Here is a 23,882-nt window from a genome sequence, read left to right on the forward strand (position 1 = left end):
AAGCCTTAAAAAATTAATGTTAAATTATACTGATTAGGAATTAGCAATGATGAAAGTACTTGTCGTCGGTCAAGGTGGTCGCGAACATGCAATGGCATGGAAAATTGCCCAAAGTAAAGATGTGGCTGAGGTCTTTGTCGCCCCAGGTAATGCAGGAACAAGTCTTGAAGAAAAAGTAGAAAATATTGATCTCGATGTGCTCGATATTAATGGTTTGATTCATTTTTCTCGGGATAATGCCATAGATTTAACGATTGTCGGCCCTGAAGCGCCTTTGGTTGCAGGTATCGTTGATCAGTTTAATGAGGCGGGTTTGCGTTGCTTTGGTCCAAGTCAAGCGGCCGCTCAACTCGAAGGCTCGAAGGCATTTAGTAAGGATTTTCTAGCACGCTATCATATTCCAACCGCAGAATATCAAACCTTTACTGAAATTGAGCCAGCAAAAACCTATATCCAGGAAAAAGGTGCGCCAATTGTTATTAAGGCCGACGGCTTAGCGGCTGGAAAAGGCGTTGTTGTGGCTTTTTCAGTAGAGGAAGCTTTTACTGCAATCGATGATATGCTGGGTGCCAATCGCTTTGGTGATGCAGGGCACCGTGTTGTCGTTGAAGAGTTTTTACAAGGCGAAGAAGCGAGCTTTATGGTGATGTGTGATGGCAAGACGGTCGTGCCTTTTGCAACATCACAGGATCATAAAGCCCGTGATGATGGTGATAAAGGACCAAATACCGGCGGTATGGGGGCTTATTCTCCGGCACCGGTGATTGATGAGGCTATGCATGAACAAATCATGCAAACAGTAATAGAGCCGACAATTGAGGGGCTTGCTCAGGAAGGAATTACTTATACTGGTTTTTTGTATGCTGGCATTATGATGACCGCAGCGGGGCCTAAAGTATTGGAGTTTAACTGTCGTTTGGGTGACCCTGAAACTCAGCCGTTATTATTTCGCTTAAAATCAGACTTTGCCAAAGCTTGCTTAGCGGCCACTGAACAAAAACTAACTCCAGACGCTTTGGTTTGGGATGAGCGCGTTGCTTTAGGAGTGGTATTAGCGGCAAGAGGTTATCCTGCAAGTTACCCTAAGGGTGATGTGATTGATGGCTTAGATGCTGAATTTACCGATGCAAAAATCTTTCATGCTGGAACAAAGTTGAATAATGATGGTAAGGTGATGAGTGCCGGAGGGCGCGTACTCTGTGCAACGGCACTGGGCTTTAGTGTGAAAGAAGCTCAACAAAAAGCCTATACTGCGAGTGAAAAAGTCACTTGGGATAATAAATATCAGCGCAATGATATCGGTTATCGTGCGGTTAATCGTGAAATTTAATCAAGATTAATTAATATATAAAGTAAATTTATTAAATGTTGTTTGAGCTTGGAGGATAAATAAATGTTTGCTGCTGCAACCTATAGTCATCGTCGTCAGCAATTACAAGCTGAGTTAAAATCAGGGATTGCATTGATTTTAGGCAATCCTCCAAGCCCGATGAATTATCAGGATAATACCCTGCCATTTCGTCAAGACAGTAGTTTTTTATATTATTTTGGTCTAGATCGTTCTAAAATTGCAGGCTTTATTGATTGTGATAGTGGTGAATCGGTATTAATCGGTGATGAATATACGGTGGATACGATGGTGTGGATCGGTCGCCAGCCGACGTTGCAAAGTCTAGCTGAAAAGATCGATTGCTCTCGGGTGATGAGCTGGAAAACGTTTGCTGAATTTATTCATCAAGCAAATTCTCAGGGCCGTAAAACCCACTATCTAGCCCAGTATCGCGCTGAAAATATTTTATTACTACAAGATTTATTTAAAATATCAGCAAGTGAAGTTAAAGAAAATGTCTCTTTGGGTTTCACTAAAACTGTGATCAAGCAGCGCCTCTATAAATCTGTTGAAGAAGTGGCTGAAGTAAAAAAAGCGTTGACCGTGACACGAAAAATGCATTTAACAGCCATGCGTGAAAGCAAAGCCGGACGTACTGAGCAAGAAGTCATGGCTTTAATTCAAGCTGAAGCTGTTTCAGTGGGGATGCAATTAGCCTATCCAATCATTTTCTCTAAACAAGGAGAAGTATTGCATAATGAGTATTATGGCAATACATTTAGTGATGGCGATCTTGTTTTGCATGACTCCGGTGCGAGCGCGAAAGATAGCTTTTATGCCAGTGATATTACTCGAACATTCCCTGTCAGCGGTAAGTTTACTCACCAGCAAAAAGAAATTTATGAGTTGGTGTTAAAAATGCAAAGCACCGCTTTTGAACTGTTAAAGCCTGGAGTTTCTTATAAAGATGTTCATCTAGCTGCTGCCCGTTGTGGTGCGCAAGGTTTAATTGATTTAGGGTTGATGCAAGGTGATGTGGGTGAAATTGTTGAAAAAGGTGCGCATGCTCTATTTTTCCCACATGGTTTAGGTCATAATATTGGCTTAGACGTCCATGATATGGAAGGTTTAGGCGAAAACCTTGTTGGTTATTCTCATGAAGTCAAACGTTCAGAACAGTTTGGTTTGGCTTATTTGCGTTTAGGTAATCCACTAGAAGAGAACTTATTAATTACGGTGGAGCCTGGTTTATATTTTATTCCATTACTAATCAAGCAATGGAAAGAGAAAAATAAATTTGCTGAATATATTAATTATAATGCTCTAGATAATTATATGAACTTTGGTGGTGTACGCATCGAAGATAATATTTTAATCACTAACACGGGCTACGATAATTTAAGTGCAAATGTTCCTAAAGAAGTTGCAGATGTTGAAGCGGCTTGTATTAGATAAATTTAAAAGCAATGTTTATTGGAAAATTTGCAAAGGGCTGCTGGCCATACTGGCAGCAGCCATAATGCGTCGATCTGTAGTTGCAACTTGTTCCATAATTAATCCCAGGTATTCTCTATGTTCAGCCTGATCCTGCTCGCTGATTGCAGTAAAAGTTGCTGTTGGAATGAGTTCTCTTTTGGATAAAATAATATCATCTTTGAAAGCAACAACATCAGAACTATGGTTTCTTGTTGTTTGATATGCCATGGTATAAACCCTCTCATATAAACCACTATAAGCAGCGGAATCTAAACCTGTATGACTCGAGCTTTTTATACCTGTAGAAACTTTTCCGTGTGCACCGATTAAATCCATGTCAGCTTTTAAAGGCGTCATTATTGCTTTGACTTGAGTGATTGAAGCATGGTGTTCGGCATGGGCTAGATCATTTTTTGTTGCTAAGTGTGAGCCTGTTGCACCAGCATGTGCGACTAGACCACATAGCTCTGTTTTTGTATCAGAGTTGATGTGATGGCTGCCAGATTTGTTACCACTGTGTGAGCTATGGCTATCGCCATTATGGGTGTGGTGTGAGTCTCCTGTATGAGTATGTGATGAATTACCTTGGGATTTATGCGTGCTATTGCCTTTATGGATACTCGTGCTATCACCAGACATGAGTTCATATTTTTTACCGTAAATTTCTTCTGATTTGACGTAGTCTTTATATAAATCTGCATAGCTGGCGACAACATCTTGTACGGCTAAAAATTCATCATTATATTTGCTAGGATCGACATTGCTAAACAAAGTTGAAGGGTCCGTCGCTTTTGGCGCATCGCTAGGGTCTGTAATGAGAGAATTTTTTCTTTGGTAAAGATTATTTGGGCCGGGGCCCATTTTTTATTTTCATTGATTTTAGAGTTAGGGCCTCCGAAAATATGGAGTTTTAATGGAGTTTCTTCTAAATAAGTTGCATAATCGTTTTTAGTCTGGTCTTCAGAGTTATTATTAAAATTGCCGTGAATTAGCTCATATTTCCAGTTACCAAAGCCTTCTCCAACTTGAGCTTCATCTTTGGTAATTTGTTTGTCAGTGATTGGAGTGGGAGTTGCTTGCTTGATATATTGCTTATAACCCGGTTGCTTTAGGCGGATATGGGCATGTTTGGGGTGATCTGATAGGGTAAATTCCGAGCTTTTAGCAGTACGAATGCTATGGTCGTGTGGATTGTTTTCAGTGACTAGATTAATATCCTGAGAGTTAAAGGCGCTGCCGGTAATCATCGGACTTTCTGGGTGCCCTTGCACAAAGCTAAGCAAAACCTCAGTGCCTGATTGTAAGGGGAAGTGCATGCCATGATTCTTGCCAGAATAAGGTTCAGACTTTCTGATTGACCACGTTTGGCCGTGATGATTAAAACCAAGCTTGACCTGATACCAACCTTGTTGATCCAGTGGATTAATCGCGATGTCATGAGCAATATTGGCATGAATCACGCCTTGAATACGAGGGATGGGGGTAATCAGTGGTGGACGATATTGTTGTGTGCTTTTTCTTAAAGTAAGGGTGTTGTAGTATCGGCCAGATGCAGAGTTTGGATTGAAAACAGGGCTTTCTTTTAGGTTTTGCTCAATATAATGGTGGACTTCGCAGACTAAATAATCTTGATTGTATTTTTCTTGTGGATGGTTTTTTAAAGTATAAAGTAGACCAGGTTTTAACGGCATGATTGTCGACTGGCCGGAAAAATAGTGGTGTTTATTATAAATTTCTTGTGCTCTTAGTTTGACTAAATGATTTAAGTCTTTTTGAGATTGTACCGCTTCACAATACTCAGAGTGTTCACCAATGCCTTTGTCGTCGATTATATGGTGGGCGGTGGCAAAGCACTCGGCTTGCTTAGGCTGATAAGAGTGTAGCTTTATTTCACGTGGACAGAGCATATGCACAGGAGTGAATTCACTGATATGAGGGAATAATGTCGCCATGTTTAAAATTTGGCTGTTAAAATACGGCAGGGTAGATTTTGTAGATGCTCTGTGTGTACTATAGTGGTCGGTAAAAATTAAGGTTTCTTTATCATCGGCTTTAAAGTAATAATAGATGCCGAGTCTTTCTAGGTGCCTTGATAAAAAATTAAAATCTGATTCATTGTGCTGGTGTAAAATTGGTATAGATTGATAATCTCCAGTTAATTGCAGCTGGTATTTGATATCATAAGGTGCGAACATCTTCTTAATCAGTTCGATAATAGAGATATTGGCATAGGCGCGATGATGACTTTGTAGCTTTAAGAAGCTTAATTTAGGCCCAAGTTCAAGTTGATAGCGGATATATTTATCTGTAATTTGCAGGGTTTTTGTACTTAATATATAGCCGGAGAACTGGTTGCTTTGCTCTTCTGTTTTAAAAGATAATGTTGCCTCTTGGCTTTGAAATTGGTCGGCAGTGATGGATAGGTCTGTGCTATAGGCTTCTATAGTGCAGTGATATGCTTGATTTAAAGACTCGACACACTCAGCATTAATAACATGTAAGGGAGGAAGGTTCTGAATAGTTAATTCAAGAGAAGGTGCAAACTGCTGACTGGGTGTTGAGTCCATGACAATACTTTAATATAAACAATTTTAAGCTATTGTAACGCTTTAATATGACATTTTGATGACACCTTTATTACAGCTCTGTCATGTCTGTACTGTTTATAAATAATGAGGTGGCTTATACTTTAATTAGTAGATTGATAAAGCGCTAAGGATGGGGCGGTGAGAGCAAATTTACTATTACGTTATGCAGGTCTAGTTTTTTTCTTGCTATTTTTTACCAAGATATATAGCCAGGGAAACTCGAATGTATCCAATATGAAAAAAGCAATTTTTGCAGGTGGCTGCTTTTGGTGTGTTGAGCATGCCTTTGATGAAGTCCCTGGAGTGATATCAACTATTTCAGGCTATATTGGTGGGCATATTAAAAATCCAAGTTATAGCCAGGTGAGTGGAGGTGACACAGGGCATATAGAAGCTGTCGAAATTAGCTATGATGCAAATAAGGTTAGCTATCAAAAATTATTATCTGTGTTTTGGCGCAATATTGATCCGACAGACGCAAAAGGTCAATTCTGTGATAAGGGGTATCAGTATACTTCTGCAATATTTTATTTAAATAATTCACAGAGAAAACTTGCTGAAATAAGCAAAAAAGAAATTTTAAATAATAAAAACATGAAAAAATATTTACACTCAAATAATTAAAGCATCGACATTTTATCCAGCCGAAGAATATCACCAAAATTATCACCATAAAAATCCAGCGCGTTATAAATTTTATCGCTATCTATGTGGTCGAGATCAGAAATTAAATAGCTTGTGGGGTGAAAATAAACAGCAGTGATTTTTACTGGTGACTTTGCGAATGAGGTTTAATAGTATTTAAAATTTTTTCTAAATCAATTAATTGAGTCAGACGATTGTCGATTTGTGCTGTTGCTGTGATATAATGGTTTTTACCTAGAGATTCTTGAGCTGAGTTAACTTCTGCACTGGTGATACAGGCAATATGTTTGACTTGGTGAACGAGTAAAGCTTGGTTTGTTCCATCTAATTCAGTGACAATAAGAGTTGCATTTGTCGTATCTTGAATGGGCTTGCCAGAGAGCATGTGTTCAAGGTCGATGACTGGTAGAGTTTGATTGCGAATCGTTGTTACGCCGATAACGGATGCATGCATACCCGGGAAACGGTTGAGTTTCTCTAATGTAATAATTTCTCTTGTTTTAAAAATATCGACAGCGTAGTCTTGACTACTTTTGAGTGTAAAGATCAACAGCTCAATCTGTTTGCCAGAGCGGGTTGGAGTCGTATTAGATGGTGTTAATGATGCCTCGGCCATAGTGTTTGCCTCGCTGCTACATTAACAATTAGATCGCTATAAATGAATTTGGTTTATTAAAAAAATTGCCAAGTTAGGGAACTAACAAAAGCATTTATGAATGCTTTTATTAGCCGTGTTCTAAACGGTAACCCACCCCTGATACGGTATGGATAAAGTGGGGGGAGTTTTTCCGTGGTTTTAGTTTTTTGCGTAATTGGCCAATGTAGACACGCAAGTATTGCAATTCACTTTGATATTCGTTGCCCCATACTTCTTTAAGTAATTGATTTTGGGTGACGACTTTGCCGTGGTGAATCGCAAGGACTTTAAGTAAGTTGTATTCTTTATGAGATAAAGAAATAGGGTCGCCTTTGAGCGCCGCTTTTCTTTGCAATAAATCAACCTCTAATTGTCCTATTTTAAGAACGGGTGTTGATTTTTGTAATTGCTGGCTAATGCGAAGTGCTGACTTTAAGCGCGCCATTAATTCTTTAGGATGGCATGATTTGAGTATATAGTCATTTGCACCAAGAGAAAATGCGCTGAGTTTATCGTTGATATCATCATTGTTTGAATAAACCAAAATAGGGGTTTGTGTCCATTCGCGTAATGATGCAATCATGGCCGCACCTTCACTTTTAGCTAACTTAATATCCATTAAGATTAGATCAGGTTGAGTTGTTGCGGCTAACTGCATGCCTTCTTGGCCTGTGGTGGCTAAGGTGACTTTGTAATCTGCACTTAGCAGTGTAAAAATATCTGATTGTGAATCATCGTCTATGTATAAGAGTGTGGGTTGAGTCATTAGTGCCTCCTGTATGGTAATTCATTGATATTGGCTAAATTGTAGATAGATAAACAGCTAAAATATTACCCTGCTGCTTCTACTAGTGTGCTTACATAATGTTTTGTGTCTGCATCGGGGAGTCGAAAACGCATTGCTAATGCCATAATGATTGCACAGAAAATACCGATAATAATGAAGTCTAAACCAAAAGGTAACAGGTGTTTACCGTCACCAAAGTTACCAAGATAGGAAATCAATGTGAGACCAATGAAATAAGGCCATAGCCAAGTTGATTCTTTCCAGTCGATTTTGAATGAGCGACCTCGATTACTGAATGTATGATAACCAAAAAATAAAATTAGGCCGATTGCCAGGGCAATGCTAATTTTAGATACGGTTTCCCAACCACTCCAATAAGACATGAGTGTGGCAATATAAAAGGCAAGCCATGCCCAAAGGGGGGTGAGTGGTAGTTTAAAGGGGCGCTTAATATCAGGCATTTGTTGGCGTAAGGCAAGCAAAGCAATGGGAGCGATGGCATAGGTTAAGGACATTAAAGACGATAAGAAACCCACCATTTTTTCCCAGCCGGGCAGGGGGGCGAACATCAGCATGCCGACGACAAAATTAACCATGATGGCGGTGATGGGGTTGCCTTGCGTGGTAATACGCTGTAAAGCAACCGGCAAATAACCATTTTTACTCATACCAAACAATGAGCGGCTGGAGCTGCTGCAATACATCAAGCCCGATGCTAATGGTCCAGCCAAAGCGCCGATATAAAGCAGAGGCAGTAAGCTGGTAAGGTGGTCTTGCTGCAAGGTTGCAGAGAGCGGGCTCATGGCCCCACTTAAGTCAAGCCTATGCCAGCCACCGGCTAAGTTGTGAGAGTTCATTGAGGTTAAAAAAGCGGTTTGTAAAAGTAAAAAGATAATTAGGCAGATTACAATAGAGCCAATAATTGCAATCGGTAAGGCTTTGGCAGGGTTTTTCGCTTCTCCTGCAAGCTCTGCTGCTTGTTTAAAGCCAGTAAAGGCGAAGACAATACCCCCTGATGTAATTGCTGCGAAGATGCCATGCATGCCAAAAGGAGCAAAGCCTCCTGCTTCTTTATGAATCAAGTGAGAAGGTTGATGAAAGTAGGCTAGAATGACCAGGGCGATAATGATCGGGATAATCAGCTTTAAATAGGTTAGGGCATTGTTGGCACGAATCAGCCATTGCAGTGAATAAGTATTGATCGCACTGATTGCAAGCATTAAAAAGGTCGCGGTGATATAGCCTGTCGAAGTTAAAGCGCCTTGAGTGTGGGTGAGGCTGGGAAAGTAAAAGGCGAGATATTGAACAACGGCCTGGACTTCTGTGGGGGCAAGTGCCATATAAGAGAGCCAAATTACCCAAGAGAAGACAAAACTGACGAGTGTTCCATGGCTTAATAAGGGAATGCGCGTGCTAGAGCCTGTCACAGGGAAGGCGGTACATAATTCAGCAAAGACAAAGGCAATGATGATCGATGTAACACCGCCGATGACCCAGGCTAATAGGGCAGACGGGCCGGCAAGTTTAGAGGTAAAATAAGCACTGAACAACCAGCCTGAGCCTAAGATTGCGCTCACCGATGAAAATAATAAAGCGATGGGAGAGATACTACGTTTAATTCTCACACTAAAACCTACTGAATTTGGCGAATTTCTAAACTATCATATTGAATATAAATAGAATTTAATTTATTAGTTAATCTACAACAATAAAAATCTGCCTACCCTTATACCATACTTTGAGAGAAGAAAGCACCCGGCAGTGCAATAAAGAACAAACTTAAGATTATCTGACTCTATGTTATGATGGGAGAAGTTTGAATATTGAGGGTGAGAGCGATGAAAGTGCAAGAAAAATTACAGCAGTTGCGCAAGCTGCTGAAGCAAGATCAGGTTGATGCCTATTATCTGCCGATGCAAGACCCTCATAACAGTGAATATGTCCCTAAGCATTGGTTACGTTTGGCTTGGCTGAGTGGTTTTACAGGTTCTGCGGCGACGGTGATTATCACTCAAGACACGGCGATATTATGGACGGATTGTCGCTATTTTTTGCAAGCTGAAAATGAATTGAATTTAGAGCATTTTGAGTTATTTCGCCAAGGTCAACCGGGGGTGGTGACGGTTGCTGAATGGTTAGCCCTGCAAAAAAGCAGGATTTTGTATCGCTGCGGACTCACAGACTGTGACTATTAAGCAAGCACGTCATTTTGAGAAAATTTTAAATAAGAAACAAGGCCGTTTAAATTTAATTAATGAAAATTATATTGACCAAATTTGGCAAGATCGACCGGCATTAAGTCAAGCTCCTGCTACTTTATGGCCTGTTGAATATTCGGGAAAAACGGTTGAAGAAAAACTAGCACTTGTGCGCCAGCAACTTAAGCAGCAAGAGGCTGATAGCCATGTCTTAACCACTTTAGATGCCACTGCCTGGTTGTTTAATATTCGTGGTGCAGATATGGACTTTAACCCGGTGGTTGTCAGCTATGCGTTAATCAAACAAGGACAAGCCTATTTGTATATCGCTAAAAATAAGTTATCTAAGGAGCAAGTGGCTTGTTTAGCGCAAGCAGGGGTGAGTATTATTGATTATCAGAACTTTGCTCAAGATTTACAGCAATTAACAGGGCGTGTTTGGCTGGATGCTGATGTCGATAGTTATTGGGTGCTTTCGCAGCTTAACCTAGATCAGGTTCAAGTCATTGAGCAATCTTCTCCGGTGCATTTATTAAAAGCCTGCAAAAATAGCACTGAAATTAAAGGCATGCATAAAGCACACTATAATGATGGGCTTGCCCTGGTGAAGTTTTTTCACTGGTTAGAAAATAATTGGCAACAAGGAGTGACAGAACTTGCTGCAACTGAAAAATTACTTTCTTTTCGTGAACAGGCGATTAGCTTTAAAGGCAATAGTTTTGCAACGATTAGCGGTTTTGCCGAGCATGGTGCAATTATGCATTATCGCGCCAGTGCTGAATCGGATAAGATCATTGATGATAGCAGCTTATTCTTATTGGATTCAGGGGGACAGTATTTAGAAGGGACAACGGATGTCACACGGACGGTTCATTTAGGAGAGCCAAATGCGGAGCAGAAAAAGCATTATACGTTAGTTCTAAAAGGGCATTTACAGTTAGAGCATGCTTTGTTTCCACAAGGAACAACAGGAACTCAATTGGATACTTTGGCGCGTTATCCTTTATGGCAAGCAAAGCTGAACTTTGGCCATGGGACCGGTCACGGCGTGGGTTGTTATTTAAATGTTCATGAAGGACCTCAGCGTATTTCTCCTAAAGGTTCAGGTGTTTCATTAGAGCAAGGCATGGTCGTTAGTAACGAACCTGGGCTTTATATCGATTATCAGTATGGTATTCGCATTGAAAATTTATGTGTGGTCACTGAAAAAGCTGCGGCGACAGCAAGCTTAACCGAACAAGTGCCATTTTATGGCTTTGATAGTCTAACATTAGCGCCCTATGCGCGTAACTTAATTGATGTGAACTTACTTTCTGATGATGAGCTTGATAAGTTGAATAATTATCATAGCAAAGTCTATGCACGTTTAGCACCGGAGCTAACTCAAGAGTTGCAAGAATGGTTGGCAGAACAAACCGCTAAAATAACAAGGTAAATATATTTAGAGTGTAAACATGCAAGAAGAAAATAATGATTATAAAAGTAAGACACAAATTAAGCGTGAATTACTTGAGATTACGGCAATGGCCGAGCAATTAATGCTGCTTGTACCGGCTAAACTTAAAAAAATTCCTTTGGCGGATGATGTCTTGGCACAAGTGGAAAAAGGCCGCAAGATGAGCAAAATTGCTAAAAAAAGGCATGTCCAGTATGTCAGCAAGTTACTTAGAAGTGAAGAAAATATTGCTGAAATTATCACCGCCTTTGAAAAAGTACGGAAATAAAACTTATGGAAAAACCCTGCTCAGCCTCAGCTGAGCGCAACAAAGTTGCGATTTTATCAGTGCTGAAAGAAATTTTTGCAGATTGTCAGCACGTTCTAGAGTTCGGTAGTGGCACCGGCCAGCATGCTGTTTACTTCGCTGAAAAAATGCCATGGTTGCATTGGCAAACCGGCGATAGAAAGCAACAGCATGGTGCAATTCTAGCTTGGTTGGCAGATGCGGGGTTGTTAAATTGTGCAAGACCACTTGATTTAGACGTGGATGCAGATCAGTGGTCGTGTGATCAATATGACGGTATTTTTACAGCGAATACGCTGCATATTTTATCTTGGCAGCAAGTGGAGCGATTGTTTGAAAAAATAAGCCTGCATTTAAAAGAACAAGGCAAACTTGCTCTTTATGGGCCTTTTAATTATGAAGGCAAGTTTACCAGCGAGAGTAATGCTGAGTTTGATGTATGGCTTAAAGGCAATGATCCGTTAAGTGGTATACGCGACTTTGAGGATATTATTGAGCTTGCTGGGCAATATAGCTTGTTGCTTGAAGAAGATGTGATGATGCCGGCGAATAATCGTTTATTAGTTTTAACGAAAAAAAATTAAGGCAGATGGTGAAAACTTATTTATTTTACGATATAGAAACTACTGGAATTAATAAATGCTTTGATCAAGTGGTTCAATTTGCTGCGATTCGTACAGATTTAAATTTAAATGAAATTGCTCGTTATGAGTATTTAGTGAAGTTAAGGCCAGATGTGATTCCATCTCCCCAGGCGGCAATAACTCACTTAATATCGCTTGATCGGCTAACTCACGCAGAGTCCGAATATGCGGTCATTAGTAAAATTCATGATTTATTAAATCAAGCGGATACGATTAGTTTGGGTTATAACACGCTCGGCTTTGATGATGAATTTTTGCGTTTTTCTTTTTATCGTAATTTATTAGAGCCATATAGCCATCAGTATGCGAATGGTTGTAGCCGTATGGATTTATATCCGATGGTGGCGATGTACTATTTATATTGCCCTAAAGTGTTAAAGTGGCCTGAAATTGAGGGTAAACCGTCGTTACGCCTAGAAAATTTAAGTGCATTAAATCAGCTAGCTGAAGGCCAGGCCCATGATGCGATGGTGGATGTTGAGGCGACTGTTGCTTTAGCAAAGTGCTTGATGCGTGAAAAAGCGACTTGGGATTATCTTTGTGATTATTTTATTAAGCGAGAAGATAAAAATCGGTTAATTAAACTACCACGACTATTTGATGATGGCTCGCAGAGCTTTTTGGCGATGATGGTCGCCGGAGAAATGGGAACTAAGGTGAATTATCAAGCGCCTGTTTTATTTTTAGGTGAGCATTATCATTATAAAAATCAAACTGTTTGGTTGCGTTTGGATCAGGAAAGTTTACAGCAGGCAACGCTTGCTGATTTTTCTGAGCTTATTTGGGTGAAGAATAAAAAATACGGTGAGCCGCCTTTTGTTTTGCCACTGACTGAAAAACGTCTTGCAAAAATGCAGGGTGATCAGCTGGCTTTATATCAAGAAAATAAAAATTGGGCCTTAAATAATAAAGCCTTATTGAAAGAAATTCGTGAGCATTACTTAGATTATAAATATCCAGAGCATGACAATGTTGATGCGATGGCTTTATTGTATCAGTCTGGTTTTTATAACTATCGTGAGAAAAATTGGATTGAGCATTTTCATGGTTATTTAGCGAGTGAGCAGTTTTATGATGATGCTGTGCCCAGTCAGCGTTTGCAGGTGCTTGCTGATCGTTTAGCTGGCTATGAAAATAAAATTCCGCCAAATGATACTCATCGGCAGCAAGAGTTTGATCGTTATGTCAATGCATGTTGGCAGTCTCAAGAAAAAGCCGCGCGGATTGATTATAGAGGTGAAGGCGCTTTAACGGCTGAGCGAGTGTTGGCTGATATTGCCCAATTAGAAATGAATGGGGAGTTATCGACGGATCAACGAGATCGGTTAGTAGAACTAAAAGCTTATATCTTAGAGAAAGTCGAGTGATTGATTGGGTGATTTTAAGGGGATTCATTAAATTCTTGCTTTTAGCCTTACAATATGGTTTATTAGCTGAATGTGAATAAGCGCCGATTTGAGTTTCAGCTTGCGGGCGCTGTTTTCTAGCGCTGTGGCGGGTAGAAAACTGTAAATACGGCTAAAGCGATGAAGGTCAAAAAATCTTCTGATTTTCCCATGTCTTAGCTCGTCAATCACCGCAAGTGGCTATAGGTCAGCATCGTAGTTGCATTAGAGGTGGTTTATGATTCGGTTAAATTCTGTCAGCAAGCGCTATCGGCTTGCTGGTGGCGAGGTTACAGCATTGGACGATATTTCCTTGCAGATTGAGCAGGGAAGTATTATGGGAATCGTCGGGCGCAGTGGTGCAGGGAAAAGTACCTTGATTCGCCTGCTTAATTACTTAGAAGTCCCCAGCAGTGGCGAAGTCGTTGTCGATGGTGTGAGCTTAAATACACTGGGTCGTAAAGCGTTACGAGCGCAGCGTCGACAAATTGGCATGGTGTTTCAGCACTTTAATCTATTAGCATCACGTACAGTATTCGATAATGTTGCTTTCCCTCTGGAAATTAATCATGTATCTGCTGAAAAAATTAATCACAAAGTTAGTGAGTTATTGGCGTTGGTGGGTTTGAGCGATAAGGCCGAGCAGTGGCCAAGTCAGCTCAGTGGTGGACAAAAGCAGCGAGTTGCCATCGCGCGGGCCTTAGCCGCAGAACCGAAAGTCTTGCTTTGCGATGAAGCAACGTCAGCACTGGACCCAGAAAGCACCCGATCGATCTTGAAGCTATTGGAAGAAATTAATGGCAAGCTCGGTGTGACAATTGTGCTAATTACTCATGAGATGGATGTAGTAAAATCCATTTGTCAGCGTGTTGCAGTACTCGATCAAGGGTGCTTAGTTGAAGAAAACAGTGTTCACGGTTTGTTTTCAGAGCCAAAGAGTGCTGCTGGGCAAGAGCTGGTCAATCATAGCTTAAATCTAGATTTGCCTCGAGAAATTAAAGAGATTATTAAAGATAAGAAAATAGCTAATCATTCACCTTTAGTGCGTTTAACTTTTATCGGGCAACAAGCGACTTACCCGGTGATTTCTGCATTAGCTGAGAAATTTTCTTTGCAGGTGAATATCCTAGAGGCGCATTTGGACATGCTCGCAGGCAGTCAAGTAGGCATCATGCTTTGTCAGCTTGATGGCAGTGACTCGGCGGTGTCGTCCTCTATCGATTATTTACGAACTCATCATATTACTGTGGAGGTGTTAGGTTATGTCCCATGCCACGCTGCAACTGCTGTTTAGCTCAACGCTAGACACGATTTATATGGTTTTGGTTGCGGGAGTTATTGCGATTGCAATTGGGCTGCCCATCGCCATTGCCTTAACTTTAGCACGGCCTGGCTCTTTGTATGAAAATAAACCTTTATATCGAGTGCTAAGCTTAATCGTTAATATCGGCCGTTCGGTGCCTTTTATTATTTTAATGGTGGCGATTATCCCGTTAACCCGCTTTATTGTCGGCACATCGATTGGGACAGAGGCGGCGATGGTGCCCTTATCGATTGCTGCGATTCCCTATTTTGCCCGCATTGCCGAAGGTAAATTGCATGAACTCGATCATAGCTTAATCGAGCTGTCTGAGGTTGTCGGTGCGAATGTCTGGCAAACGATTAGTAAGGTGATGTTGCCTGAAGCTTGGCCGGCACTGGTCAATGGTATGACCATTTTATTTGTCTCGTTGATTGAGTATTCAGCGATGGCCGGGACGATTGGTGGCAGCGGTTTGGGCAACATGGCAATTCAGTATGGTTATTATCGCTTTGATCTAAAAGTGATGTTTCTGGCTGTTGTTGGTCTTGTCGTCTTGGTTCTTTTAGTGCAGTGGCTCGGTGATGCGATTGTTGCTGCAAGCATGAAGCATCGTCAAAGGAGAAATCATGAAAACTAATTCAAGCTTTTTTGCAAAGCACGGCCTGAAAGTTGCAATTATTGTGATTGTATTGGTTATTTTGGGCTTTGTCTTTAATCATAAGAAAACACCAGAAAACTTAATTAAAGTGGGTATTACCGCAGGGCCAATGCAGTCTGTTATGGCCGTAGCGAAAAAAGAAGCGGCTAAACAATACGGCTTAGCTATTGAAACAGTGGTTTTCAATGATTATCAGACACCGAATGAAGCGTTATCTTCTGGTGATATTAATGCTAATATTTTCCAGACGATCGCTTTTTTAAATGATGCGATTAAGCAGCATGACTATAAATTTAAGATTATTGGTAATACCTTTATCTATCCGATGGGGGTTTTCTCAAGAAAAATTCACTCATTAGCAGCGCTTAAAAAAGGTGCGATTGTGGCAATTCCGAATGATCCGAGTAATGAAGATAGAGCGCTACGTTTATTAGATACGGTGGGATTGATTAAATTAAAAGCTGGTTTTAAAGGTCTAGCCTCTTTGCAAGAAGTTATCGCTAATCCAAAACATTTGCAAATTAAAACATTAAGTGCTGCGCAATTACCGCGAGTTGTGCCAGATGCAGATATCATTGTCTTAAATAATGACTTTGTAAAAGATGCTGGCTTTAAACCTAGTGAAGCCCTTGCCAAAGAAGATCCGCAGCATGCAAAACCGTATATCAATGTGATTGTGGCAAGAGCAGATAAAGTAGATAGTCAAAAAATTGCAAGAATTAGTACAGATAATGCGGAGTAAAGCCGTTGTTGCTGCGAATGATAAATATTTTCCGGGTGCGGTTAAAGCTTGGAAAACAGATTAAGAACATTTAATTTCAGGAATTAATAACAATGCCAGTTGCTTTGAGTTTACAGGGTGCTGGCATTTTTATGGCAAATAATAAATATTGTTTTTGGGGTGAGTGTTAGGGGATACAAAGTCCCCAGAGTTCTTGAGAGAAGCGTTGATCGTTGGTGTGGGTGCAGAGTTGTTCAATAATCAGCAAAGTGATTTTACTAAAGTCTTCTTGGTCGAGCTCTAAAACTTGAGGGATGGGTAAATTACAGAGTTTAGAAACGAGTTGAATGATATTATCAAGCTTGTTATTTGAATGACAGGCTTCTTGAAGGTCTCTCACTCTGGCGCGGCGAACATTTAAACGTGTAATTTCCTTGCCACGAGAGTGTAGTGGATGTTTTAATAAATATGTTTGCATGGTTCCCTGCAGCTAAAAACAAATAAAAATAAAAATAAAAATCGAAGCACTTTTACTTGCATCGCAAAAAAATGTGCTAACCTAGCCAGAATAAGTTATTTGTAAAGGTTAGGCAATGATTTCTTCTTCTGTTTTTGGTAAGGAGTCAGTGATTGCTGTTGTTGTCGTTTTACTTGCGAAAATAAAGCCAGGTTTTGATATGCTCCAGTTGGGCTGGATAAAACCGATATTTTCAAGTGTGCTGAGTGCCATTGTTAAAGAGCGTTTAAATGTGCTTGTATTGCTACTAGCAGAGCCACAGAGTTTATAGAGCTCATCGATTTGCAATGGCGGTAATTGATTAAAAGTCGACCAATAGCCGTAGAGCCAGCTGGTTAAGCCTTGTGGTAAGCTATTACGTTCTTTGATATTGATGGTTGTTAATGTGTCTATTGCACAGAGTTTTGCATATTCATCGCTGAAAGATAGGGTAAATGCCTTTGTTTTTGCACTATAGCTAAACTCTGAAAGTTGCTTGGTGCTAAACTGTTCCTGACCGAATACAATGTCGAAAGTTACTTCGGTAAAGCGCTGGAAACTGTTATTAATCGCACGACGTTGTGAAGAACCGTCTGTTGTATTGAGACCACGCAGAATTTGTTGCAGGCTGACAACAAGTTCTTGGTTGTAACTTTGGTTATTGTCTTTCGCAAGAAATGCGCTAAATAATACGGCCATATCGTGTTGATCAAGTTGCTCACCGCTCACTTTAATATTGTAATGATCTGTGGCGGTCATGTTTTCGCTGCTATATTGCTTACGCTTTTGTGAACGGTTACGAACACTAAATAAAGAAGAACGTAGGTGAAATTCGGGAGTTTGTATCGTCGCCTTTAGGTTTGGCGTATCGATATACTTTTTTTTCTGCTGCTTCCATATCCATAATCCTATTTTATTGTTATGAAGCTATCGCTTCCTGTTGCTCAAGTCTCAATTGTTCAATATCGTACAGCAAAATGACGATTAACAAGTAGCTTAACATATCATGAAAGGCATCATTTTGCACGAAAATATCCATACCTTCAAGCTGTCGAATGGTATGCATCTCATTGATTTTAATACATTTTTTTTGCGGTCAACATCGTTGTAATGTTTTTGGCTTATTTTCTTAGAAGCTTAGCACCAACTTTGCGTTTATGAAAATAAACCCGAGTTTTTTATCACGTTTTTAGTTGTTGTTGATCTTTAAGTCTTGCGCGCTAAAGCGATACTGCTGATTACAATAATCACAGGTCATTTCAATATGACCATTTTGTTTTAATAAATCATCACATTCTTGAGGGGGAAGTGTTTTTAATGCAGTAATAAAGTGTGTTTTTGAACATTGGCACTTAAAATTAACGTCTTCGGCTGGAAATAAGCGGGCTTGTTCTTGATGAAAAAGGCGATAAAGTAATCTCTCATTATCCAGTGTTAATAACTCTTCATCAGTAATTGTTTCAGTTAACGTCGTCAGATGTTCCCACATACGTGCAGATTCTTGATTATTATCGTGGGGGAGCTGTTGCAATAATAAAGCACTAACACTATCAGCATTACTTGCAAGCCAAATACGCGTGGCCAGTTGCTCTGAATTTTTAAAATAATGCTCTATACAGGCGCTTAATGTGTTACCTGTTAAGGCGACAATACCTTGATGGCGCTCAGTGCTATTATTTGGCTCCATAGTAATAACACAGTGGCCTTGTCCTAATAATTGCTTGAGGTCATGAGTCACTTTATTTTCGTCAAAATGGGCGACACCTCGAAACTCTAATTTGTCATTGCACTGAGCTACCAGCATTTTCAGAGGGCCATTGCCTTGAAGTTGTAGGGTGATTTTACCTTCAAATTTGACGGTATTGCGCATAAGTGTTGTTACCGCAAGGGCCTCGCCTAGCAGGTTACGAATGAAGGGTGGATAGTTGTGCTGTTTGATGACATTACGAAAGCTTTGATTTAGGTGAATGAGCTGACCACGGACAGGCGTGTCATTAAATAAAAAGCGTTGTACTGAGTCATACTGCGGCATGGGCTATTCCTACTGTGATCAAATTGGCAAGCGGGCATTTTAACAAAGTGCGTTCTGTTATGCACTGTTTATCTGTTTATCGTGTTGTATGATGTCTAGGTCGGTTGGGTTAGTGTTTTGATGAGCTTTTGAACAGAGCCTTTATGGCAATGTGAGAGTGATTGACCTGCCCATAATGACATGTACTCACTGTGCTCTTGTGAACTGGCGAGTTTACGTAAAGGTTGGGTCATCGCATTTTGCACCGGATAATCAAGAGGCTTTATACCTTCTAGCTTTTCGGTAAATTGATTGAAAATACCGCGAGCGAGTTTACCTGAGAAGGCGCGCGTTAGTGCTGTACAGTCGTGTTCTGCTTCAATGAGGCGCTGTTTGTAGCAAGAGGCAATGCCGGATTCATCACAGCTTAAAAAGAGCGTACCAATTTGCGCGACGATTGCGCCGGCCTTTAAAACGTGTTTGATGTCGTCAAAGCGACCAATTCCCCCCGAAGCGATCAGTGGGCATTTAATGTTTTCGCTTTGAACCTGTTTAATGAGGCTTAAAATGGGTGTTAAAGCATCTTCTTCACGACCGATAAAAGTACCTCGATGCCCGCCCGCCTCAGCGCCTTGCAAGACAACCATATCGACAGATTCGGCAAGTAATGCGGCTTCTTCAACAGAAGTTGCTGTGCCGAGAATAATGCTATTTTGCTTTTTAAACTCTTTTAGAATTTCACTGTCGGGGATGCCAAAGGTAAAACTAAATGCTGGAATCTTCTCACGTAATAAAGTTTCAACTTGGTGATGAAAGTTTTGTTCAAAGCGCTTGGGCAGATCATCGGGCGCAGGTTGGCCTAATTGCTGGTATAAAGGAGCAAGTATTTCTTGCATGTGTTGTAATTGTTTTCTATCAGCATTAAAGGGACTAGGAACAAATAAATTAACATTGAAAGGCTTGCTGGTAAGTTGTTTAGTTGCGTGAATATGTTCGCTGATGGCGATCGGGGAAAGATACCCTGCACCGATAGAGCCTAACGCTCCATTGTTGCAAACGGCACTGACTAATTCTGGTGTTGTTGCGCCGCCTGCCATGGGGGCTTGAATAATCGGGTGTTTTAAACCGAAAGTTTGGCGAATGTCCTTATTGCTCACTGTGCTTTTCTCTGTTTTCGCTTGTGCTTTAACCATTCTATCGCAATTGGCGAGACAGACAAGGCAATGATGACAAGAACAACGATGGAAAAGTGCTGCTTAACCGCAGGAATATTGCCAAACCAAAAACCTGCATAAGTAAATAAAGCAATCCATAAAATAGCACCTGCGATGCTATAGCTAGCAAAGTAGCGATAGTTCATGGTGCCAACGCCTGCGGTAAAGGGGGCGTAAGTTCTGACAATGGGGATAAAGCGTGCAAGGATGATGGTTTTACCACCATATTTTTCATAAAAGCCATGGGTTTTATCAAGATAGGCTTTTTTGAAAAAGCGGCTATTGTCATAATGAAAGACTTTGGGGCCGACCATCCGACCGATAAAGTAATTGGTATTGTCACCGAGAAATGCGGCGGTGACCAATAAGGGGGTGAGCAAGTGAACATCCATACTGCCAAGAGCTGCGACGGAGCCTGCGGCAAAGAGCAATGAGTCGCCGGGTAAAAATGGCGTAACGACAAGCCCTGTCTCACAATAGATGATTAAAAAGAGAATGGCGTAAATCCACAGACCGTATTCTGCTGAGATTTGTGCGAGGTGGTCACTTAGGTGCAGTAAAATGTCGAGTAGCTGTTGGAAGTTCATAACTATATTAATGCCTAATGGTCTAAAGCCGTTGTTTGTGGTCGGGGGTGTACTTTAATAGTTTTGATCAAATTGTCCTGGATGGACAGTACTTCGAGAATATAACCTTGAATATTAACGCACGCTTGAGCGCTTGGGATATCTTCTAAATATTCGACGATCAAGCCGTTGAGTGTTTTCGGCCCATCTGTGGGCAGCTCTATATTGAGTAATTTATTAAGCTCGCGAATATTAACACTGCCTTCAACCATATAGCTGTTGTCTTTGCTACGGCGCACTTGTTTGTGTTTGGCGAGGGCTTCTTTAGAAAAATCACCAACAATTTCATCGAGAATATGATCTAAAGCAATGAGGCCGATAATATCGCCGTATTCATCAATAACGAGGCCAATGTGTTTTTTAGTACGCTGGAAATTGATGAGCTGACCATATAAAGGGGAGCCCTCCGGGATAAAATAAGGAGGTTCAACGAGCTTCTCTAGGTTTTCTTTAGAAAATTGACCTTGGGCCAGTAAAGTCAGTGATTTTCTGACTGATAAAATGCCGATGATATTATCAATGTCATCTCGGTATAATGGCAGATGATTATATTTGCTTTGTAATAGTTCTTGTTTGATTTGGTCTAAGTGGCTATCGAGGTCGATACCAATGATTTCGTTGCGTGGTTCCATGACATCGTCAACGTCGACCTTCTCAAGGTCGAGAACACTAAGCAACATGTGTTTGTGACGCGAAGGCATGCGTAGACCTTCTTCATTAACGACAGAGCGTAGCTCTTCACGAGATAGGGTATCTTTAAGGGTTTTTTCGCGGATGCCAAAAGGAAGCAAGATGATGCTGGCGGCTGTATTGATCAGCCAAACTGCCGGATAAAAGAGTTTAAGTAATAAGGTCAGAGGGGAAGAGACTGCAAAAGAGAATTTTTCTGCGCGCAGCGCTGCAAATGTTTTGGGCGTGACCTCAGCAAAGATTAACACGGCGATGGTGAGTAATATGGTGCCGATAGCAATACCGATATCACCAAATAAACGATCAGCAATGACAGTGGCGACCGCTGAAGCCAAGATATTAGCAAAGGTGTTGCCAAGTAAAATAACACCGAGGAGGCGATCTGGGCGAGAGAGTAGTTTTTGTAGCCGCTTTGCCGGGCGCTTACCTGAGCGGGCTAAATGGCGCAGGCGAAAGCGGTTGAGTGACATTGCCGCGGTTTCAGAGCCTGAGAAAAATGCAGAAATTAAAATTAGTAATACAAGGATTAAGGCAAGTATTGAAAGTGGTATGTGGTTCACTGGTATCTGTTGTCCTTTAGGATCGTGTTCTTGAACATATCATAGTGTTATTGGCTTAAATATGTCTGAAATGGCTATTTAAGCGGGTTGTGCTTTTCGCTGTGATTTTGAACGCTTAGGTTTTGTTTCTTGCGCATAGCGTTTATAATCCACCTTCTTTATACTTTAATTTGCGAGGCGCAGCAAGCGAGGCGCGGCAAGCGGTAAGTCGAATTTGCCTAGGTTAGGCCGATAATGTTTTGGATTAGATGATGTTTCAAAGTTTAAGTGATCGTTTAGGGACTACACTAAAGAAAATCCGCGGCCAGGGCCGTTTGACGGAAGATAACGTTAAAGAAGCGGTGCGTGATGTGCGCATGGCGCTTTTAGAAGCGGATGTTGCTTTGCCTGTCGTCAAAGACTTCGTCAAGCGTGTGCGTGAAAAAGCGGTAGGCCATGAAGTCCTCAAAAGTCTCACGCCAGGCCAAGCTTTTATTGGTATCGTTAATGATGAACTGACTCACTTGATGGGGGAGGTCAATGAAGACTTAAGCTTAAATGCGCAGCCGCCGGCAGTGATTTTAATGGCCGGTTTGCAGGGGGCGGGTAAAACAACGACAGTTGCCAAGCTGGCTCGATTCTTAAAAACAGAGAAGAAAAAATCAGTTTTAGTTGCCAGTGCCGATGTTTATCGACCAGCGGCGATTAAGCAATTAGAAACGCTTGCTGGTCAAGTGCAAGCTGATTTTTTCCCAAGCCATGCTAATGAAGATCCAGTCGTTATTGCTGAAAATGCGATCAGTGAAGCAAAGCGCCAATTTAAAGATGTGGTTATCATTGATACTGCCGGTCGCTTGGCGATTGATGATGAGATGATGGATGAGATTCGTCGCGTTCACAGTGCGATTAATCCGGTAGAGACCTTGTTCGTTGTGGATTGCATGCAAGGTCAGGATGCGGCTAATGTTGCTAAGGCTTTTAATGATGCCTTGCCTTTAACTGGTGTTGTTTTGACTAAAGTTGATGGCGATGCCCGTGGTGGTGCAGCGTTATCGGTTCGTCATATTACCGGCAAACCCATTAAATTTTTGGGGATGGGTGAGAAAACCGAAGCTCTTGATCCGTTTCATCCAGAGCGAATGGCTTCGCGCATTTTGGGTATGGGGGATGTGGTCAGCTTGGTTGAGCAGGCTGAAAAATCCATCGACAAAGACCAAGCCGAAAAACTTGCTAAAAAAATCCGCAAAGGTAAGAAGTTTGATCTCGATGATTTTCGTGATCAGCTCAAGCAAATGGAAAACATGGGTGGCGTGTCAGGTTTGATTGATAAGCTGCCGGGCATGGGCAATATGTCTGATAAAATCAAATCACAGGTCGATGATAAAAGTTTTAAGCGCTTAGAGGCGATCATTAATTCAATGACGAAAGGTGAGCGTCAGAAGCCTGAAATTATTAAAGGTTCACGTAAGCGCCGTATCGCGGCAGGTTCTGGTACGCAAGTGCAAGAGGTGAACCGACTGTTAAAGCAATTTGCACAAATGCAAAAAATGATGAAAAAAATGTCAGGCAAGGGTGGCATGATGAAAATGATGCGCAGTATGAAAGGCATGATGCCTCCTGGCATGTAAAGCATCACAGTGATTTAGAAAAAAAGGGGAGCTATGACGACAAAATTACCAACAAAGGTGAGCCAGCTCCCTCGAAGCTTATTTGATTACTCATCTAAACGTCAGACCTTTATTGTTACGTTTTCACTCTTAGTCTCATTTGTCGCTTTGAGTTATGGTGTTTTCATGCCCATGGTATCGGTTGAGAAGTTTTGGGTGTTTGAAAATACGGTTTCGCTGATCTCATCTATAGTTACGTTATTTAAAACCGGTAATTTCTTTCTTGGCGTGATCATTGCGCTCTTCTCATTGATATTGCCCTTGGTAAAGCTGGTATTGCTGGTGTATATCTGGTTTTTCGGTAGCTTGGTAACGAGTCATCGTTGGTTAACCTGGCTTGGGCGCATCGGCAAATGGTCGATGTTGGATGTTTTTATTGTTGCCGTGATGGTTGTTGTTGTGAAGCTTGGTGCAATTGCTGAGGTGACCATGCATTCGGGGATAGTGAGTTTTGCGCTGTCGGTCCTAATTACTAAGGCGTTAGTGGTGTATATCCATCGCTTAGAAGAGAAAATTCAAAAAGTT

At 41.1% G+C, this 23,882-nt stretch carries 23 protein-coding genes and 1 pseudogene; 13 read left to right on the plus strand and 11 right to left on the minus strand.

What is annotated here, in order from left to right; all coding sequences use genetic code 11:
- The first annotated feature begins 49 nt into the window (after nucleotides 1–49).
- Together purD and BGC07_RS10200 are read left to right on the plus strand one after the other, a co-directional pair.
- Entirely contained in the window at nucleotides 50–1,330 is a 1,281-nt protein-coding gene (gene purD, locus BGC07_RS10195) for a phosphoribosylamine--glycine ligase (RefSeq protein WP_069313863.1), read from the plus strand.
- A gap of 63 nt (nucleotides 1,331–1,393) precedes the next feature.
- Nucleotides 1,394–2,785: an aminopeptidase P family protein gene (locus BGC07_RS10200; RefSeq protein ID WP_069313022.1), complete on the plus strand. Its 1,392-nt coding sequence runs from the start codon at nucleotides 1,394–1,396 to the stop codon at nucleotides 2,783–2,785.
- 15 nt (nucleotides 2,786–2,800) lie between these two features.
- Here the strand turns inward: BGC07_RS10200 and BGC07_RS22235 are convergent, their stop codons facing one another.
- Both BGC07_RS22235 and BGC07_RS10205 read right to left on the minus strand, forming a co-directional pair.
- Entirely contained in the window at nucleotides 2,801–3,577 is a 777-nt protein-coding gene (locus BGC07_RS22235; RefSeq protein WP_235603084.1) for a hypothetical protein, read from the minus strand.
- A complete protein-coding gene (locus BGC07_RS10205) occupies nucleotides 3,532–5,373 on the minus strand; it encodes a type VI secretion system Vgr family protein (RefSeq protein ID WP_235603085.1) in 1,842 nt (613 codons plus the stop codon). The genes BGC07_RS22235 and BGC07_RS10205 overlap by 46 nt, the downstream gene beginning before the upstream one ends.
- A 255-nt stretch (nucleotides 5,374–5,628) precedes the next feature.
- Here BGC07_RS10205 and msrA point away from each other — a divergent pair.
- Nucleotides 5,629–6,157: pseudogene (gene msrA / locus BGC07_RS10210) on the plus strand (peptide-methionine (S)-S-oxide reductase MsrA).
- 3 nt (nucleotides 6,158–6,160) lie between these two features.
- Here the strand turns inward: msrA and BGC07_RS10215 are convergent.
- The 3 genes from BGC07_RS10215 to BGC07_RS10225 form a co-directional block, all read right to left on the minus strand.
- Nucleotides 6,161–6,655 carry a chemotaxis protein CheW gene (locus BGC07_RS10215; protein ID WP_069313023.1) on the minus strand — a complete coding sequence of 165 codons (495 nt, stop codon included), beginning with the start codon at nucleotides 6,653–6,655 and terminating at the stop codon, nucleotides 6,161–6,163.
- Nucleotides 6,656–6,764: 109 nt separating this feature from the next.
- Complete coding sequence (locus tag BGC07_RS10220; protein ID WP_069313024.1) at nucleotides 6,765–7,442, minus strand: response regulator transcription factor; 678 nt, start codon at nucleotides 7,440–7,442, stop codon at nucleotides 6,765–6,767.
- 65 nt (nucleotides 7,443–7,507) lie between these two features.
- Nucleotides 7,508–9,088: an APC family permease gene (locus BGC07_RS10225; RefSeq protein ID WP_069313025.1), complete on the minus strand. Its 1,581-nt coding sequence runs from the start codon at nucleotides 9,086–9,088 to the stop codon at nucleotides 7,508–7,510.
- Between the two features lie 213 nt (nucleotides 9,089–9,301).
- On the opposite strand from BGC07_RS10225, the gene BGC07_RS22240 reads away from it, so the two are divergent.
- The 8 genes from BGC07_RS22240 (at nucleotide 9,302) to BGC07_RS10260 (ending at nucleotide 16,135) form a co-directional block, all read left to right on the plus strand.
- Nucleotides 9,302–9,658 carry an aminopeptidase P family N-terminal domain-containing protein gene (locus tag BGC07_RS22240; RefSeq protein WP_235603087.1) on the plus strand — a complete coding sequence of 119 codons (357 nt, stop codon included), beginning with the start codon at nucleotides 9,302–9,304 and terminating at the stop codon, nucleotides 9,656–9,658.
- Nucleotides 9,648–11,096 (plus strand): aminopeptidase family protein P, encoded by a 1,449-nt coding sequence (locus BGC07_RS10230; protein WP_235603088.1) that lies wholly within the window; start codon nucleotides 9,648–9,650, stop codon nucleotides 11,094–11,096. The genes BGC07_RS22240 and BGC07_RS10230 overlap by 11 nt, the downstream gene beginning before the upstream one ends.
- Before the next feature lie 19 nt (nucleotides 11,097–11,115).
- On the plus strand, nucleotides 11,116–11,385 hold the full coding sequence (locus BGC07_RS10235; RefSeq protein WP_069313026.1) for a dual-action ribosomal maturation protein DarP: 270 nt from the start codon (nucleotides 11,116–11,118) through the stop codon (nucleotides 11,383–11,385).
- A 5-nt stretch (nucleotides 11,386–11,390) separates the two neighbouring features.
- Nucleotides 11,391–11,987, plus strand: a complete 597-nt coding sequence (locus BGC07_RS10240) for a DUF938 domain-containing protein (protein WP_069313027.1) — start codon at nucleotides 11,391–11,393, stop codon at nucleotides 11,985–11,987.
- A gap of 5 nt (nucleotides 11,988–11,992) precedes the next feature.
- Nucleotides 11,993–13,414, plus strand: a complete 1,422-nt coding sequence (locus BGC07_RS10245; RefSeq protein ID WP_069313028.1) for an exonuclease domain-containing protein — start codon at nucleotides 11,993–11,995, stop codon at nucleotides 13,412–13,414.
- 256 nt (nucleotides 13,415–13,670) lie between these two features.
- On the plus strand, nucleotides 13,671–14,726 hold the full coding sequence (locus BGC07_RS10250) for a methionine ABC transporter ATP-binding protein (RefSeq protein ID WP_069313029.1): 1,056 nt from the start codon (nucleotides 13,671–13,673) through the stop codon (nucleotides 14,724–14,726).
- Complete coding sequence (locus tag BGC07_RS10255) at nucleotides 14,695–15,372, plus strand: methionine ABC transporter permease (protein WP_069313030.1); 678 nt, start codon at nucleotides 14,695–14,697, stop codon at nucleotides 15,370–15,372. The genes BGC07_RS10250 and BGC07_RS10255 overlap by 32 nt, the downstream gene beginning before the upstream one ends.
- Entirely contained in the window at nucleotides 15,362–16,135 is a 774-nt protein-coding gene (locus BGC07_RS10260; RefSeq protein WP_235603089.1) for a MetQ/NlpA family ABC transporter substrate-binding protein, read from the plus strand. The genes BGC07_RS10255 and BGC07_RS10260 overlap by 11 nt, the downstream gene beginning before the upstream one ends.
- A gap of 166 nt (nucleotides 16,136–16,301) precedes the next feature.
- Here BGC07_RS10260 and BGC07_RS10265 read toward each other — a convergent pair whose 3' ends face one another.
- The 6 genes from BGC07_RS10265 to BGC07_RS10290 all read right to left on the minus strand — a co-directional run bounded on the left by BGC07_RS10265 (nucleotide 16,302) and on the right by BGC07_RS10290 (nucleotide 21,711).
- The gene (locus BGC07_RS10265) at nucleotides 16,302–16,592 is read right to left on the minus strand and encodes a phage tail assembly protein (RefSeq protein ID WP_069313031.1); all 291 of its coding nucleotides are present in this window, start codon (nucleotides 16,590–16,592) and stop codon (nucleotides 16,302–16,304) included.
- 108 nt (nucleotides 16,593–16,700) lie between these two features.
- Complete coding sequence (locus tag BGC07_RS10270) at nucleotides 16,701–17,369, minus strand: trfA family protein (protein ID WP_235603090.1); 669 nt, start codon at nucleotides 17,367–17,369, stop codon at nucleotides 16,701–16,703.
- A gap of 430 nt (nucleotides 17,370–17,799) precedes the next feature.
- The gene (gene hslO, locus BGC07_RS10275; RefSeq protein WP_069313033.1) at nucleotides 17,800–18,642 is read right to left on the minus strand and encodes an Hsp33 family molecular chaperone HslO; all 843 of its coding nucleotides are present in this window, start codon (nucleotides 18,640–18,642) and stop codon (nucleotides 17,800–17,802) included.
- Nucleotides 18,643–18,737: 95 nt separating this feature from the next.
- Nucleotides 18,738–19,814, minus strand: coding sequence for an NAD(P)H-dependent flavin oxidoreductase (locus BGC07_RS10280; protein WP_077216853.1), 1,077 nt, complete (start codon nucleotides 19,812–19,814; stop codon nucleotides 18,738–18,740).
- On the minus strand, nucleotides 19,775–20,422 hold the full coding sequence (locus BGC07_RS10285; protein ID WP_069313034.1) for a DedA family protein: 648 nt from the start codon (nucleotides 20,420–20,422) through the stop codon (nucleotides 19,775–19,777). The genes BGC07_RS10280 and BGC07_RS10285 overlap by 40 nt, the downstream gene beginning before the upstream one ends.
- Nucleotides 20,423–20,436: 14 nt before the next feature.
- Nucleotides 20,437–21,711 carry an HlyC/CorC family transporter gene (locus BGC07_RS10290; RefSeq protein ID WP_069313035.1) on the minus strand — a complete coding sequence of 425 codons (1,275 nt, stop codon included), beginning with the start codon at nucleotides 21,709–21,711 and terminating at the stop codon, nucleotides 20,437–20,439.
- Nucleotides 21,712–21,962: 251 nt separating this feature from the next.
- Here BGC07_RS10290 and ffh point away from each other — a divergent pair, with 251 nt between their 5' ends.
- Together ffh and BGC07_RS10300 are read left to right on the plus strand one after the other, a co-directional pair.
- Nucleotides 21,963–23,318 carry a signal recognition particle protein gene (gene ffh, locus BGC07_RS10295; protein ID WP_069313036.1) on the plus strand — a complete coding sequence of 452 codons (1,356 nt, stop codon included), beginning with the start codon at nucleotides 21,963–21,965 and terminating at the stop codon, nucleotides 23,316–23,318.
- 33 nt (nucleotides 23,319–23,351) lie between these two features.
- A partial coding sequence (locus tag BGC07_RS10300) for a paraquat-inducible protein A (protein ID WP_069313037.1) occupies nucleotides 23,352–23,882 on the plus strand: 531 nt, incomplete at its 3' end.

Origin of the sequence: Piscirickettsia litoralis (assembly GCF_001720395.1) — a bacterium.
Classification (GTDB): Bacteria; Pseudomonadota; Gammaproteobacteria; order Piscirickettsiales; family Piscirickettsiaceae; genus Piscirickettsia; species Piscirickettsia litoralis.

What these genes read in the sequence shown, in the direction of transcription:
- purD (WP_069313863.1), top strand. Translation starts at nt 50, where the DNA reads ATGAAAGTACTTGTCGTCGGTCAAGGTGGTCGCGAACATGCAATGGCA.
- BGC07_RS10200 (WP_069313022.1), top strand. Translation starts at nt 1,394, where the DNA reads ATGTTTGCTGCTGCAACCTATAGTCATCGTCGTCAGCAATTACAAGCT.
- BGC07_RS10205 (WP_235603085.1), bottom strand. Translation starts at nt 5,373, where the DNA reads ATGGACTCAACACCCAGTCAGCAGTTTGCACCTTCTCTTGAATTAACT.
- BGC07_RS10215 (WP_069313023.1), bottom strand. Translation starts at nt 6,655, where the DNA reads ATGGCCGAGGCATCATTAACACCATCTAATACGACTCCAACCCGCTCT.
- BGC07_RS10220 (WP_069313024.1), bottom strand. Translation starts at nt 7,442, where the DNA reads ATGACTCAACCCACACTCTTATACATAGACGATGATTCACAATCAGAT.
- BGC07_RS22240 (WP_235603087.1), top strand. Translation starts at nt 9,302, where the DNA reads ATGAAAGTGCAAGAAAAATTACAGCAGTTGCGCAAGCTGCTGAAGCAA.
- BGC07_RS10235 (WP_069313026.1), top strand. Translation starts at nt 11,116, where the DNA reads ATGCAAGAAGAAAATAATGATTATAAAAGTAAGACACAAATTAAGCGT.
- BGC07_RS10240 (WP_069313027.1), top strand. Translation starts at nt 11,391, where the DNA reads ATGGAAAAACCCTGCTCAGCCTCAGCTGAGCGCAACAAAGTTGCGATT.
- BGC07_RS10245 (WP_069313028.1), top strand. Translation starts at nt 11,993, where the DNA reads ATGGTGAAAACTTATTTATTTTACGATATAGAAACTACTGGAATTAAT.
- BGC07_RS10250 (WP_069313029.1), top strand. Translation starts at nt 13,671, where the DNA reads ATGATTCGGTTAAATTCTGTCAGCAAGCGCTATCGGCTTGCTGGTGGC.
- BGC07_RS10255 (WP_069313030.1), top strand. Translation starts at nt 14,695, where the DNA reads ATGTCCCATGCCACGCTGCAACTGCTGTTTAGCTCAACGCTAGACACG.
- BGC07_RS10260 (WP_235603089.1), top strand. Translation starts at nt 15,362, where the DNA reads ATGAAAACTAATTCAAGCTTTTTTGCAAAGCACGGCCTGAAAGTTGCA.
- BGC07_RS10265 (WP_069313031.1), bottom strand. Translation starts at nt 16,592, where the DNA reads ATGCAAACATATTTATTAAAACATCCACTACACTCTCGTGGCAAGGAA.
- BGC07_RS10270 (WP_235603090.1), bottom strand. Translation starts at nt 17,369, where the DNA reads ATGACCGCCACAGATCATTACAATATTAAAGTGAGCGGTGAGCAACTT.
- hslO (WP_069313033.1), bottom strand. Translation starts at nt 18,642, where the DNA reads ATGCCGCAGTATGACTCAGTACAACGCTTTTTATTTAATGACACGCCT.
- BGC07_RS10280 (WP_077216853.1), bottom strand. Translation starts at nt 19,814, where the DNA reads ATGGTTAAAGCACAAGCGAAAACAGAGAAAAGCACAGTGAGCAATAAG.
- BGC07_RS10285 (WP_069313034.1), bottom strand. Translation starts at nt 20,422, where the DNA reads ATGAACTTCCAACAGCTACTCGACATTTTACTGCACCTAAGTGACCAC.
- ffh (WP_069313036.1), top strand. Translation starts at nt 21,963, where the DNA reads ATGTTTCAAAGTTTAAGTGATCGTTTAGGGACTACACTAAAGAAAATC.